The organism is Paraburkholderia hayleyella (assembly GCF_009455685.1).
GTDB lineage: Bacteria > Pseudomonadota > Gammaproteobacteria > Burkholderiales > Burkholderiaceae > Paraburkholderia > Paraburkholderia hayleyella.
The window spans coordinates 1,152,143-1,166,659 of record NZ_QPES01000001.1 but is presented as its reverse complement, the minus strand read 5'-3'; the positions used below and the strand labels follow the sequence as shown (position 1 = coordinate 1,166,659).

Below are 14,517 nucleotides of genomic sequence, written 5' to 3'. Positions count from 1 at the left end.
CGGCGCAACCCGCCAGTTGCACCTTGCTGGCCATCCAGCCAGGGCTCACGCACGGCCCCTGCCATCTGGCCTAATCCATCCAGCTGGTTACGACACGGACCCTTAATCGCTTAAGATTGCCTCACCTCACGGGCCTCACGCGGGGTTCACCTGCCGAGGCCGTACATCACCCAGCTTTATTCAGGAGACGAAACCCCGTCATGGGCGCTCTCAGTCATATTCGCGTGCTAGACCTCACCCGCGTGCTGGCCGGTCCGTGGTGTTCGCAAACGCTCGCCGATTTCGGCGCGGACGTCATCAAGATCGAGCGGCCCGGCATGGGCGACGATACCCGGCACTGGGGCCCGCCGTACCTGAAAACACCCGATGGCGCCGAGACTCACGAAGCCGCGTATTACCTCGCGGCCAATCGCAACAAGCGCTCGCTGACCGTGGATATTGCACAACCTGCCGGGCAACAGATTGTCCGCGAACTCGCGGCGCAAAGCGACGTCGTGCTGGAAAATTACAAGGTCGGGCAATTGCAGAAATACGGCCTCGATTACACCTCGCTCAAAGCGCTCAAGCCTGATTTGGTTTATTGCTCCGTGACAGGCTTCGGCCAGACCGGCCCCTACGCGACGCGAGCCGGTTACGACTTTATCGTGCAAGGCATGGGGGGCTTCATGAGCATTACCGGCGAGCACGATGGCCTGCCTGGCGGCGGCCCGCAAAAAGCGGGCGTAGCGATTGCCGACCTGATGACCGGCATGTACGCCACCATCGCGGTCCTCACTGCGCTCACCCATCGTGACCGGACCGGCGTGGGGCAATACATCGACATGGCACTGCTTGACGTGCAGGTGGCCATGCTCGCCAACATGAACACCAATTTCCTCGCTAGCGGCACACCGCCCATGCGCTGGGGCAACGCCCATCCGAACATCGTGCCTTATCAGACCTTTCAGGCAAGCGATGGCTGGATCATCGTCGCCGTTGGCAATGACAACCAGTTTCGCAAGTTCGTCACGGCAGGCCAGCGTGCGGCGCTCGCCGACGACGTGCGCTTTGCCACCAACCCCGAGCGCGTGCGCCATCGTGAGGTACTGGTGCCACTTCTCGCGGCCATGGTGCAAGAAGCCAGCAAGCACCACTGGATCACCACGCTCGAGGCGGCAGGCGTGCCCTGCGGGCCCATCAACGATCTGGCGGAAGTATTCAGCAATGAGCAGGTGCTCGCTCGCGGCCTGCAAGTCGACTTGCCGCATCCGGGCGGCGGCACGGTGCGACTGGTGCGTAACCCCGTCAACATGAGCGAAACACCCCCCGAAACCCGCAGCCACCCTCCGCTCCTGGGCGAACACACCGAGCGCATCTTGCAAGACCTGCTCGGCTACGATGCCAGCAAGCTGGCTACGTTACGCGCGCAGGCGGTGATCTGAGAACACACGAGAACACACCGCCAGCAGCATCAGGCGCCCTAACCGCAAGCCAAGCCACGGATTGCCCGGGTAGCTCGGGTAGAATTGACAGCCCTGTACAGCCGTGCACCGATACGTGGCACGGCACCTCCACCAACCTGCTTCAGCCCGCTCCTTTTTGCATGACTACCGAACGCAACGATCCCCCTGTGGTATCCAATTTCATCCGTAACATCATTGATGACGACAACCGCACCGGCAAATGGGGCCAGCGGGTGGAAACACGTTTTCCACCAGAACCCAATGGTTATTTGCATATCGGACACGCAAAAAGCATCTGCCTGAATTTCGGCATTGCGCGCAGTTATGGGGGCGTGTGTCATCTGCGCTTCGATGACACCAATCCAGAAAAAGAAAGCGTCGAATACGTCGATTCAATCATTGACGCTGTCACCTGGCTCGGCTTCGAATGGAAGCATGATGGCAAGGAGCATCTGTATTACGCCAGTGATTACTACGACAAGCTGTATGCGTTTGCCGAACTGCTCATCGAACGTGGCCAGGCCTACGTGGACAGCCAGTCAGCCGAACAGATGCGCGTCAACCGTGGCTCAGCCACCGAAGCCGGCACGCCATCGCCGTTTCGCCAGCGCACGCCGCAAGAAAATCTCGATCTCTTTCGTCGCATGAAAGCCGGTGAGTTCAAGGAAGGCGAGCATGTGCTGCGCGCGAAGATCGACATGGCCTCGCCCAACTTCAATATGCGCGATCCGGTCATCTATCGCATCCGCTTCGCCCATCACTACCGTACCGGCGACACCTGGTGCGTGTATCCGATGTACGACTACACCCACTGTATTTCGGATGCGCTCGAAAACATCACGCATTCGCTGTGCACGCTCGAGTTCGAAGACCATCGGCCGCTCTACGACTGGATTCTCAACGCGCTGGCCGATGCCGGCGTGTTCAGCCGCCCGCTACCGCAACAAATCGAGTTCTCGCGCCTGAACCTGACTTACGCCATCACCAGCAAGCGCAAACTGCTGCAACTCGTCAACGAAGGCCATGTCGATGGCTGGGACGACCCGCGCATGCCCACTATCGTCGGCATCCGGCGGCGCGGCTATACGCCGGAAAGCATCCAGTTGCTCTGCGAGCGGGTTGGCGTCACCAAGGTGGATTCATGGATTGACATGAGTGTCTTCGAAGGCGCACTACGTGATGATCTGGATGACAAGGCACCACGCATCACGGCTGTGCTCGATCCGCTCAAGCTCATCATCGACAACTTTCCGCAAGACCAGACTGAAACCTGCAGCGCACCGGTGCATCCGCATCATCCCGAACAGGGCACGCGTACCTTTCCGTTCTCGCGCGAGCTCTGGATCGAACGTGAAGATTTCTGCGAAGCACCGCCCAAAGGCTACTTCCGTCTGTTCCCGGGCAACCGCGTGCGGCTGCGTTATGGCTATGTCGTCGAATGCACCGGCGTCGACAAGGATGGCGATGGCAACATCATCGCGGTTCACTGCAACTACTTTGCGGACAGCCGCTCCGGCACCGAAGGTGCGAACAGCTACAAGGTAAAAGGCACGATTCACTGGGTCAGCGCGGCACAAGCCTGCCCCGCCGAAGTCAGGCTATACGACCGCCTGTTCAAGGAAGCACAGCCCGACGCCGGTGGCCGCGATTTTCTGCAGGCGCTCAACCCGGATTCGAAGCGTGTCGTCCGCGCCTGGCTCGAACCTGGCGCAAGCGGAACTCAGGTGGAACAGCGTTTCCAGTTTGAGCGGCACGGCTATTTTATTGCTGACCGTGTCGATTCCACTCCAGACAAACTGGTGTTCAACCGCATCGTGAGCCTGCGCGACAGTTGGGGCAAACCCGCCGCCTGACGTAACCTCTGTGACTTCGCCCGGAGGAATATGGCTGGGGCCCGGCTGCCCTAGCCTGGGGTGGGGTAGCCGGGGTATGAATGAAGCACCCCGCCGCCCCATCACCGCCGCTGCGCTTACAGCGACAAATGCAGTTGCTCAAGCGATAACGTCGTCTGAAAAAGACGCGTGAGGCTCCGGCTGGCATAACGCGCAACATCATCGGGCGCACACCAGCGGTACGCGTCCATTTCGGGAATTAACAGGCCATCCGGGAGCCGTGGAAAAAACGACTCGCATCGGCACTGCGTGAGGTCCAGTTCGCAGGCCTGCGCGCGTGCGGCAAAAAGATGAAGATCCTTGTCGCGCCGAAATACGAAGAGGCCCAGATCCGTCAGCCGTTCTGGCCCAAACACGATGCCCGTCTCCTCGGCCATCTCCCGCAGCGCAGTGACATGCGCGGCCTCCCCATCCTCGCCGTGACCTTTTGGAATGTCCCAGTGCGAAGTCTGCGTGGCATGGGCAAGCAACACCCGGCCCTGCGGATCGAGCAGCACAACGCCACATGAAACAATCCGGCCACTCACGGCCTGCATCCCCCGCTGATCTCCAGGCGCGAGGCCGCTAGCATGCCACGGTGCCCGCCAGCCCTCCGCTCATGGACATAAGCCGCATTCATGGTTTTTTCTGCAATTGCCACTTGCCATGATCCTGGCGGCAGAACTGCGGGTTCAAGCGCATCAACTGCCCTTTCGCTTCGAGCACGACCGTCGCCACGCGGCAAGTCCGGTCGCCATCGGTCGTGGTGTCTTGCGGGGTAATCGTCGCGTCGATACGGACACTATTACGGGTATCGTCGTTGTTCCACTTGTCCGCTTCGCCATCCTGCTTTTTATCGAGCGCATGGAACACGGCCACCTTGATTGAATCAACGTCGCGTTGCTTCATATAACTGATGGGCGTGTCATTCAGAAAACCCAGGTTGGCCGCTTGCGCACTACAAACACCCGCCAGCAACAAGCCAGCCGTAACCAGATGAAACGGAACGCGAATTCGCATCGACATTGATTTTTCTCCTTGAAAAGCCGTTTGCATGATCGTGAAGCGATCATAGAAATAAAGCGGCAAAAGAATAGCATGCGGTCTTCGCGGGCTCACGCGAGTTGCCCCAAGCTCAACGCTTTTATGACACCCGTGGTGAAACCTGGCAGGCGGCTTTTACGCCAAACCCGTTGAAAAACTCACGAGCCGGCATTAAGCGGGGAGGTGTTTATTTTTCAGCGGGGGAACAACGATGTTGCACTTAGGCGCTTTGATAACCTGATCGCCACTCGATCAATGAATCGCTCAAACAGGTCGGCAATCACCAGTGCCGTTGCAAGCGTCGCAAGGAATGCGCCCAGTATGCAAGCCGGAAATTCCGTCAGCGTCAGCGCCTGCGACACGATCAGATACAGCAGGGCATGAGTCGGCGCGGAAACTGTTGGGATACTCAGTCTAATATCGGCTTTAAACGTCGGTCCGATCTGACCCGTGCTGGGATTGGCAAAATTGCCCTGGAGTTGACCTGTCGATCGGGCTCCGACAGTTCCTTTCCACGATCCCACGTCAGAGATTGCCATAAATGGGCAGGCAGGTCCGCCACTGTCTTCTTGAGCGCATCGGCCACGGTGACAGCACCGTAACCTGCGAGCGCAGAGCCGTTTTTTGTGCGGGGAATCAGCCCGTAGTCTTTTTCCCGAGGCAGGTGCACGAGCATGGGATAGCGGCTGGATCGCTCCACCAGTGTCCCGCTTGCGGGGGCTTCTTCCTTAAATAGCAAAGGCCTCCGGTCCTTGCCTACGATCCAGCCCAGCGTCGCTATCCGAAATCCCTTCCAATAGGGCGGACGAGGAATCTCGCCAAGCCCGAAACGGGTGGTCTCGATGGCAACCACCTTTGCCAAGTCTCACCGATCAATCAGAGGATCAGAGGATCAGAGGATCAGAGGATCAGAGGACGTGATTGCTTGCTGGCCCAAGCGCCGATCCAATGCTTCACTGGCGTCATGATTTGTCGGGTTCATGAGAGAGCGCCTAAACGGCAGAGAGCGGTTGACGCTCGGGCAGCAGATTTCGCCACTTATCCGATTCATCGCCTGGCTTGGTCACCAGGTACGCGTGACCATCCTTCGCTACCAGGACTTCACCAGCAGGCGGCACATTCAGAAATTCCATGTGCTGGGTGGCGCAATAGGCGCCAACATCAAGAATGAGCAGATAGTCTCCTGCTTTCACGGATGCGGGAACTGCCACCTCACCCGGCAGAATATAGTCATTCCGCAAGAGCGTGCGTCCTCTGACCTTTACGCTACCGGAGCCTGAATAGTCGGCAATCTCTTGGAAATTCGTGTCCAGAAACACCGTATTGTGAGCGCGTTTGCGCAGCTGGGCAGACGGCATGAGCATGCGAGAGCCATCCGTCACAACGATGTCACCGTTCGAATGGTGCACGATGTCCCGTTTGACGCTCGTGAGCAGGACGCCCGCGTCCGCCAGCACATCGCGGCCAGGCTCGAATAGGAAATTGACCGACTTGGGGATCTGCATCTCGATAGCGAGATCACGGATGGCCGAGAAGTATTGTTCCCAGTCGAAATGCTTCTGGGTCTCCCCCCACAGGCCATAGTCGAATCCATGTCCGCCCGCGAAGTTGATGGATTTGGCTGTCGGAAAGTGTTCCACGAACATCTGGAATATCTGCCGCACGATATTGACCATATCCTGAAGAGAATTCCCGCTGCCGCAATAGACCTCGAAGCACTCCAGTGCCCGTCCACTCGCAGACAGCATCTCAGCGAGCCGCCCCAGTTGCTCGACCTTGATCCCCGGCTTGTCAGAGCACAGGCTGTCAATCCGGGCGCTGATGGTCGGTGCGTTCTGTTGAATAGCAAAGGCTATTTCATCCAGGCTGGCGAGGAACACCCGATGCCCTGTGAGGCTCCAGTAGCTGAGTTCCTGGTCGGAGACATGCCCAGGCGAAATGATGAACCTGTCGAGCCCGTATCTCGTCACAAGTTCATACTCATTGGGCATCTGTAGCAGAAGGCCTGCACCCTCATCGTAAAGCGGTTTCATTATGTGCGGATTGGCGTTCGGGAAGAACGGGACGAATATGGAAACACGCCCTTCCAGGCCGGCTGCTCGATAGGCTGCTTTGACGCGCCTGATGTTCTTGATGAGCTGAGCTTCGCTGTAAATGAAGACGGGTGTTCGGGCTTGCGAGCGAACCTCGGCAAGGTTGACGGTTGAAATCCAGTGATCGGTCAAATGGGCTATATTCGGACGCGCCGAATTGCTCTCTGATACCGCGCATGCAGGCATAATCTTTCTCCTAAGATGACCAAGTGATGAAAATCCTTTGGGAAAAAGGATCTGGGCTATAGCGAAGTGATCGATCGTGTGGCCCGCTCAATGTCGGGCGCCCGCATTAGCTGCTCGCCGATGAGAAGGCTCTTAATCCCACCGGCCCTGAGGCGGAGCACTTCGGTTTCGCTGGTAATGCCGCTTTCGCTCACAACCACGCAATGCGGGTTGAGCATCCTGGATAGTCGTTCTGAAACACTTAAATCGATCGAGAAATCTGAGAGGTTGCGATTGTTGACACCAACCAGCTTGGCGTTCATAGACAGAGCACGCTCGGCCTCGTGCTCGTCATGAACTTCGACCAGCACTCCCATGTCGAGGCGAGCAGCGATTTCTGCCAGCTCCCTGACCAGAAGGTCATCTTCGAGCATCGCCAGAATCAGCAGAATGCAGTCGGCATTCATCGCTCGCGCTTCATAAACTTGGTACGGGTCGACGATGAAATCCTTGCGCAGCACTGGCAAGTGCGAAACTTCTTTTGCGGTCTTCAGATCCTGCGCGCTACCTAGAAAGAAATGTTCGTCAGTCAGGACTGACAGGCAGGTTGCGCCGCCCCGCTGGTAGGCTGTGGCAATTTCTGCCACATTGAAGGCCTCTCTGATGATGCCTTTGGATGGGCTTGCCCGCTTGATCTCAGCGATCAAGGCGATCTGATCCTGCGCGATGCGATCTTCTATGGCCTGTACGAAGTCTCTTGGCGCAGGCAGGCGAGCGGCCGTGCTCTCGAAAGAAGAAAGTGGGCGATCCTTCCAAGCCTTTTGGACTTCCTCGATCTTGTAAGTTTTGATCGTATCCAGGATATTCATTAGTCATCCATTCATGTGTAGAGCAGTTGAGAGGCGGACGACCTCCGGTTAGATACCTCGATCAGGCGCTGCAGACACAAAAGTGCCTTGCCTTCATCAATTGAGGCACAAGCCAAACGCATGGCGTCGAGCCAATCCTCGGCTTCCCCGGCTGCGATCAACGCTCCAGCCGCATTGAGAAGCGCTATATCCCGATAGGGACCAGGCTTCCCTTCGAGCACCTCCCGCAGCGCATCGGCATTGGCTTGTGGATTCCCGCCCTTCAGCGCTTCAGGTCTCACGCGCGACAGGCCGGACATCTCGGGAGTAATCGTGAATTCGCTGAGCCGACCGTTGATGACCATTGAAGCGAAGGTAGGGCCTGTCGTGGTGATTTCATCGAGCCCATCAGAACCATGAACGACGAGCGCCCGTTCGGATCCGAGTTCGGCCAGTGCCTGTGCCAGAGGGCGAACCCAGCGTCGGGAGTAAACCCCGACCAAATGGCGTTTGACGCTCGCAGGATTGACCAAGGGGCCAAGAATATTGAAGATAGTTCTCGTCCCGAGATCAACGCGTACCGACATCACTTGTTTGAGAGCCGGATGGTGCGCCGGTGCAAACATGAAGCCAATGCCGACTTCGGTAATGCAGTGTGCGATATCGTCCGGCGCCAGGTCCAGGTTGACGCCGAGCGACTGCAAGACGTCAGCTGAGCCTGACTTCGAAGAGAACGCCCGGTTACCCTGCTTGGCCACGCGGACTCCTGTCCCGGCTACAACGAATGCCGCGCAGGTTGAGACGTTGTAGGTTCCTGCGTTGTCTCCGCCAGTGCCTAATATGTCCATCGTCCCGGAAGGTGCACTCAGCCTCACCATGTGCGCCCGTATTGATAAAGCTGCGCCGACAATCTCATCAATCGTCTCGCCTCGCATGCGCAAGGCCGTCAGCATCGCTCCGATCTGGGCATGGCTTGCCTCTCCCGAAACGATGCTGTCGATCAGAGTAATCATTTCATGTCGACTCAAAGTGCCCCGAGAAACGAGATGATTGATCATCCACTTGAGATCGCGCGGAACGACTTCTTTTCTGATGTGATTGGGCAATCGGCCTCCCGGTTTTTTATCGGAGAATGTCCGTGATCTTCTGCATGGGTTTTCCGCACTGGCCTCATACGGCGGCGATCTGTTGATCCCAGTCCAGAGCGACGTTTTCCCTGCGGAATGGCGGGCTATCGTGCAGGCGGTTGTCGAGCGTTCGGGCGAACAGATGACCAGAAAAGACAGCTGCTGCGATAGTGCCAGGTGCATAGCAATCACCAATTCGCACCACACGGCGCTGGACACCGTCAATTTCGTTCCTGGCTGGAAGCTGTGCTTCGATTTCCCGATACAGATCGTCGTTCGGCATCTGCGACGTCACTAATACGACCGCGTCAGCCGGCAGGATTCGTTTCCGTCCCGTGAAGACGCAGGAGATCACGACGCCATCTGGCGAGACATGATCCAGCCGCTGCGACACGTGCACGCTACTGCAAAGCTCGATCAGTCTTTTCTGAATTCTGGGTTGTTCAGCCGTGTTGAGCGTGAATGCCGAGACGAGGCTCTCGGGCGTCACGAAATCCACGGCGCAACCTCGATCGACGAGCAGTTCGCCGATCACGCCGGCCATGTAGTAGTGGTCGTCATCGAATATGACCACGCGCCCGCTAGGTATCCTGCCAGCCATCACGTCGTCCGGCGTGAACACGGACAGTCTGTCCAGACCGTCTATCGCTGTCGCATGCGTACGGCCCATGCCATCGGTGCACCATCGCGCGCCTGTCGCTATTGCGATCAGATTGCAATCCGTTTCCAAAGCAATGCTTGCGGAAATAGGGTTTTCTGGCAGCACGAGAACGTTCGGACTCTTGCGCAATTGCCCCAGGCGCCAATCGGCGACACGGCGCCACGCATGCAAGCCAGGCAAGCTGGCCTCCGTCAGTACGCGCCCGCCAAGATGCCGCTCCTTCTCGGCCAGGATCGTCTCGTAGCCGCGGCGGCCAAGCCAGAGTGCTGCTTCGAGGCCCGCCGGTCCTGCTCCAACAACCAGCACCTTGTGCTCGCTTTCCTTTGGCAGGATCGCCTCCGGATGCCAGTCTCTGCGCCATTCCTCGCCTATCGTAGGGTTCTGGGTACAACGCAACGGAACGCTCAGCTTGTCTGATGCGACGCAGATATTGCATCCGATGCATTCGCGGATATCGTCAAATGCTCCGGTTCTGATCTTCTCGGGAAGAAATGGGTCGGCAATAGAAGGGCGTGCCGCTCCGATGAAGTCCAGCTTTCCTGTCGAGATCAGGGAAAGCATGTGATCAGGCGATGTATACCGGCCCACGCCGACTACTGGTTTGCCGGTCACCTGTTTGACGAAGCTGACATAGCGATCCTGAAAACCTTCATCGCTGAAACGGGAAGTTTGCCCGTCATTGTCAAATGGGCCGATGTTTACGTCCCACAGATCCGGCAAGTCTGCCAACATCTCAACAACGTCACGGCCCTCCCCTTCGCTGGAAAGGCCAAACGGACCGGCAAGTTCGTCGACACTGAACCGCAGGGCGACCGCGCAGTTGTCGCCGACCGCGTCCCTGGTGTCCATGATCAGCTCCCGCAGCAGGCGCACTCTGTTTTCGAGGCTGCCCCCGTATTCATCTATCCTCCGGTTATGGTGCCGCGACAGGAAGTGGACCGGAAGGGTCATGTCATGGCCCGCATAGATGTAGACGATGTCGAATCCTGCGCACTTGGCGTTCAACGCCGCATTGCGGTGCCAGCGGCGGACGTCCCGGATGTCGCTCTTGTCCATCTCCCGCGCAGTCACGGGAGCCGTTCCCCGCGTTGGGGTGAGCGATGGTGCGAAGGGAATTGCTCGCGTTTCCAGATTGGTAACGTGAAAACCGTTGTGCGCCAGTTCGATTCCAGCCAGCGCCCCATATCGGTGAATTTCTTCAGATGTCTTAGCGAGAACGGGTATGTCTCGAGCGTCCCAAAGCCGGAGTTCGCGTGGGTGACAGCTGGAATAGTGGATGTCACACTGCTCGGTGCAGATCACACCCCAACCGCCTTCGGCTTTGATCCCCCGCATGCGGGCCATCGCGCTTGGATGCACGCGATTCATGCCGTTGCAGTGTGGGACTTGATAGAAGCGGTTCTTCGCCACGACGGGTCCGATACGCAGTGGCTCAAAAAGCGGTGAGTAGCGGCCCGCATGTGACTCAATCGGGATAGGTGACTTCATTGCACAACGGGCTCACGATCGCCGAATATCGCACTGCCAACCCGGACATGCGTTGCACCATGCGCAATGGCCTGTGCGAAATCGGCGCTCATTCCCATCGACAGGATGGGTAGGCCATGATCGGCAGCTATCGACTTCAAGAGCAAGAAGTAGCTTGATGGATCCTGGCCTGCCGGGGGGATGCACATGAGGCCTTGAACATTCAGGTGGTAGACATTGCGGCATGCCTCAATCAACGATGGCGTATCAGCTGGCAGAACGCCACTCTTCTGAGGTTCATTGCCGATGTTGACCTGGATGTTGACGGTTGGATTACGGCCTTGCTTTTCCGCTTCCTCCGCGATTTCCTGCGCCAACTTAGTGCGATCCACGGATTCGATGACGTCAAATAGCGCGACAGCCTGGCGGGCCTTGTTCGATTGCAGCGGCCCGATCAGGTGGAGCGCCACGCCGGGATTGGCGGCGCGAAGATCGGTCCACTTTGCAACCACTTCCTGCACCCGGTTCTCGCCAAAAATGCGCAGCCCCAGATCAATGGCTGCCTGAATGTCCGCCGCAGCCACGTTTTTCGATGCAGCTACCAACGTCACCGTATCCTGGTATCGGCCATGGGCAATTTCTGCGTTTCGAATAGCATTCGTGATCCGCTCGATGTTAGTGGCAAGTGAGAATTCCATACCTTCTTTCAGAAATCGTGCGTGAACTGGAAACGCCGATGAGAGCTTGTCAGCATGTCTTCGTGCGTGATCGTGATGCCCAGCTCCATTGCCCGGGAAGCGATGCGCTCGCGCAAGGCCTGCAAATCTTCGAGTGCCCCGCCGTGGAGAGCTTCGGCAACGATCAGCACCGTGTCCGACGTGTTGGAGACCACCGATTCCGCTCCTTGCCGGAACACCCAGCGGCGTGAATGGGCATGGTTGGCCTCATCCGCGAAAATGATCTCGCCCACAGCGGGTTGTTCGATCTCGCCTTGAAAGGTCCGATGGGCTTCCAAACCGTTTGCAGGCCGCACGACGATTCCTCCGGAAATATGCGCGCAGTCAAACGCAGCAATCGGAATGGCAGCGTGCATGGATTCCGCGTTGAGCGTATCCACGAGCGGATGAAAATTCGGTAGATTCCGGTCCTTGCGGAAACGACGCAGGAGCGCCTCGGCTGCACAGCGATACTGCGTGGGTTTCAAGTCCATCTCAGCATAGGCCTGGCGCCATGCCTGGATGGATGGAAGCTCGCCCTCCGGTTTCGTTTCCAGCGAAGCGGCAACCTTCGCAAACGTGTCATCGAGAACGCCGGCCTTCAGCTCAGCAGACCGCACCTGTCGAACGACCAGAACCAAGGCCACCAATTCCGGGAATCGATCCCACACCTCGTCGGAATGATTGAAATACATGTTTCGCACCTCTGTGTTGTTATGTGTCCGGGATGAGTGAGGCGCGGCCAAAGGCTCGTGCTCAGACTCGTAGCATTGACTTGGGACGTATCGGAAATGTGAGAACGAGAATGGCGAAAATAACGGCGGCCACGCCGAAGGTCTGTACCAATCCGATCTGTTCGCCGAGTACTAGCGCGGCAAGTGCAACTGCCGTCAACGGAGCGACCGCCGTAAATGTCGCGGCTTCACTCCCGCTCACTCGCGCCGCACCGCTGTACCACAGCAGAAAACCGCCGACCGTGGGCACCAGGGCGTACCAGACGATGGCCGCGATTGCCAAAGTACTGGGCTTGGCAACCGGTAGTTCGAGGAATGCGACGGGCAGCGATACCAGTAAGCCCAACCCCGTCATCGTTGTGGCCTGTAGCAGTGGCTTGAGTGGCACCGGCATGCGCTTGTTGAGCAGGATGAATGCGCTTTCGCAGACGACTGCTCCGAGGATGTAGAGCACACCGGTGAGCGAGGACGGTCCAGTGCCTTTCCATCCCACGGCCATCACCCCAATGGTGGCAAGCAGCACGCTGATGAGCAGCCGCAGCCCCGGTCGATCGCCCAACACCATCACGGAAAAGAGGGCGGAGACAGCCGGCAGAGTACCAATGATCACACCGGCATCCGCAGCAGAAAGATGAGAGAGTCCAGTGATGAGCAGCGTCGTATAGCCAACGCTTCCAGCTCCAGCCTGAAGCAGTAGCAGCCTCCAGTCGCTGCGCGTAAGCTTTGGCCAAGGCTCGCGTTGCAGGAAGATCAGCGTGACCAGCACGGGCAAGGCGAAGGCAAACCGAAGCGCAGTTGCGAGGAACGGCGGCATGTTTCCCGCAATGAGTTTGGACGCGATCACAGTCGAGCCGACAGTCATCATGGCCAACGACAGCAACAAGTATCCGATCGTTCGACTTGACAAATTTTCCCCTTTTACGCACATCAATATGCATAAACAATTCCAGCATTTAAGAGGAACTCAGGGAAACAGTCTTGAACGATATTGCTATGTGCGACTTTTCCTTCAGGTTGGCTCTGCGCGCCGGTGATCGCAAGGCGCAGTGCGCCGCCAAGGCTCCTGCCCTGGCAAGCGCTGCAACGCCGCGAGCGCCGGCGCGCAGAGCCAGCGCGGGTACCTAAAAGGTCATAACATGCTCTAGTCTTACTGTGTCATAAAGTAGATAGTTGAATCCCCCCGACTTCGGGGCGGAGGATCGATGACTGCAGCCGAACACTTTGATCGCTAGTCAGTTGGCGAGAGGGAACCAACGACACACTCAGCGGTCGCTTTGCTGCGGTAAGGGTACGCCATTCCGGGGGCAACACGGGCAAGGCGCGCCTGCGCCCTGAACAATGGCTTCTCATCGAGTGGCCGGTACAGGAAGCCGAGCCCAGCAAATATTTTCTGTCCACGCTGCCTGAGCACATGCCGATCAGCGCTGGCGCATCGAGCGCGACGACCAGGACCTCAAGCAGGACTTCGGCCTGGGGCACTACGAGGGCCGAGGTTGGCGAGGTTTTGCACCATCATGCCGTACTGAGCATCGCGGCCTACGGGTTCCTGATGGCCGAACGCCTCACCGCCGACAAGGGCGTCGGTGGCAAAAAAAACCTCATCGAACGCCAGGTGCCTGCCATGCCCAAGGGTCACATCCCCCGGGGTAGTCCTGCGCGCGCAGCGCCACGTGCCGAACTCGATCACGAGGCCTAAGGAAGGTCTGCAAAAGTCCTGGATTTGATTGGCGCGTGCATTAGAAAGGCAGCAACGGGTACTTCGAAATGAAGGCCCATATTGGTATGGACGCGGAATCGGGCTGGGTTCACACCGTCATTGGCACGGCAGCCAACGCTCACACATCAACGTGGCCGAACAACTGCTTCACGACGAAGAAGCTGATGTGTATGCCGATGCGGGCTATCAGGGTATTGAAAAGCGCTGCGAAAACAGCCCGGTGCGCTGGCACGTTGCAATGAGGCCAGCCAAGCGCAGAAAGCTGGGCCTGAGTGATCGTGTGGATGCGATATTCGATCAGACAGAACGACTAAAAACCGGTGTCCGGGCCAAGGTCGAACATCCGTTTCGCATCCTCAAGCAGCAATTTGGGTACACGAAGACGAGATATCGTGGTTTGAAAAAGAACACCGCCCAAATCACGACACTGTTTGCGCTGGGCAACCTGTGGATGGCGCGCAAGGCTTTATAGAAGGTGCAAACGCCATGGAGGGTGACGTCCATCGCATCGGAAAATACGGGGTGTCATGATTGAGCGCGTTGTGCCACCGTACCGGCAGCAAAAAAACGTGTGGAAAACGGATGATGCAGACCTTCCTTAACTTGTGACAAAGTAAGACTAGTGTCTTGCG

The 14,517-nt window shown here is 57.8% G+C and carries 11 protein-coding genes and 3 pseudogenes; 4 read left to right on the top strand and 10 right to left on the bottom strand.

Annotation, left to right across the window (positions count from 1 at the left end; genetic code table 11):
• The first annotated feature begins 200 nt into the window (after window positions 1-200).
• Together GH657_RS05360 and GH657_RS05355 are read left to right on the top strand one after the other, a co-directional pair.
• A complete protein-coding gene (locus GH657_RS05360; RefSeq protein ID WP_153099756.1) occupies window positions 201-1,421 on the top strand; it encodes a CaiB/BaiF CoA transferase family protein in 1,221 nt (406 codons plus the stop codon).
• Window positions 1,422-1,582: 161 nt separating this feature from the next.
• Window positions 1,583-3,295, top strand: coding sequence for a glutamine--tRNA ligase/YqeY domain fusion protein (locus GH657_RS05355; RefSeq protein WP_153099755.1), 1,713 nt, complete (start codon window positions 1,583-1,585; stop codon window positions 3,293-3,295).
• A gap of 116 nt (window positions 3,296-3,411) precedes the next feature.
• Here the strand turns inward: GH657_RS05355 and GH657_RS05350 are convergent, their stop codons facing one another.
• The 10 genes and pseudogenes from GH657_RS05350 to GH657_RS05305 all read right to left on the bottom strand — a co-directional run bounded on the left by GH657_RS05350 (window position 3,412) and on the right by GH657_RS05305 (window position 13,075).
• Window positions 3,412-3,861, bottom strand: a complete 450-nt coding sequence (locus GH657_RS05350; RefSeq protein WP_153101647.1) for an NUDIX hydrolase — start codon at window positions 3,859-3,861, stop codon at window positions 3,412-3,414.
• An 88-nt stretch (window positions 3,862-3,949) separates the two neighbouring features.
• Window positions 3,950-4,339 (bottom strand): hypothetical protein, encoded by a 390-nt coding sequence (locus GH657_RS05345; RefSeq protein ID WP_153099754.1) that lies wholly within the window; start codon window positions 4,337-4,339, stop codon window positions 3,950-3,952.
• A gap of 517 nt (window positions 4,340-4,856) precedes the next feature.
• Window positions 4,857-5,072 (bottom strand): annotated as a pseudogene (locus GH657_RS05340) (IS30 family transposase); the annotation flags it as partial.
• Window positions 5,073-5,349: 277 nt separating this feature from the next.
• On the bottom strand, window positions 5,350-6,636 hold the full coding sequence (locus GH657_RS05335) for a type III PLP-dependent enzyme domain-containing protein (protein WP_153099753.1): 1,287 nt from the start codon (window positions 6,634-6,636) through the stop codon (window positions 5,350-5,352).
• Window positions 6,637-6,692: 56 nt separating this feature from the next.
• Window positions 6,693-7,484 (bottom strand): indole-3-glycerol phosphate synthase TrpC, encoded by a 792-nt coding sequence (gene trpC / locus GH657_RS05330; protein WP_174769880.1) that lies wholly within the window; start codon window positions 7,482-7,484, stop codon window positions 6,693-6,695.
• A gap of 11 nt (window positions 7,485-7,495) precedes the next feature.
• Entirely contained in the window at window positions 7,496-8,569 is a 1,074-nt protein-coding gene (gene trpD / locus GH657_RS05325; RefSeq protein ID WP_246174004.1) for an anthranilate phosphoribosyltransferase, read from the bottom strand.
• A 64-nt stretch (window positions 8,570-8,633) separates the two neighbouring features.
• Window positions 8,634-10,739, bottom strand: a complete 2,106-nt coding sequence (locus tag GH657_RS05320; protein WP_153099752.1) for an oxidoreductase — start codon at window positions 10,737-10,739, stop codon at window positions 8,634-8,636.
• Window positions 10,736-11,416, bottom strand: a complete 681-nt coding sequence (locus tag GH657_RS05315) for a YggS family pyridoxal phosphate-dependent enzyme (protein WP_153099751.1) — start codon at window positions 11,414-11,416, stop codon at window positions 10,736-10,738. Before GH657_RS05315 ends, GH657_RS05320 begins: the two co-directional genes overlap by 4 nt.
• An 8-nt stretch (window positions 11,417-11,424) precedes the next feature.
• On the bottom strand, window positions 11,425-12,129 hold the full coding sequence (locus GH657_RS05310; protein WP_153099750.1) for a B3/B4 domain-containing protein: 705 nt from the start codon (window positions 12,127-12,129) through the stop codon (window positions 11,425-11,427).
• A 61-nt stretch (window positions 12,130-12,190) separates the two neighbouring features.
• Entirely contained in the window at window positions 12,191-13,075 is an 885-nt protein-coding gene (locus GH657_RS05305) for a DMT family transporter (RefSeq protein WP_153099749.1), read from the bottom strand.
• Between the two features lie 324 nt (window positions 13,076-13,399).
• On the opposite strand from GH657_RS05305, the pseudogene GH657_RS05300 reads away from it, so the two are divergent.
• Together GH657_RS05300 and GH657_RS05295 are read left to right on the top strand one after the other, a co-directional pair.
• Window positions 13,400-13,864 (top strand): annotated as a pseudogene (locus GH657_RS05300) (IS701 family transposase); the annotation flags it as partial.
• A 44-nt stretch (window positions 13,865-13,908) separates the two neighbouring features.
• A pseudogene (locus GH657_RS05295) lies at window positions 13,909-14,357 on the top strand (transposase); the annotation flags it as partial.
• Window positions 14,358-14,517 lie beyond the last annotated feature (160 nt).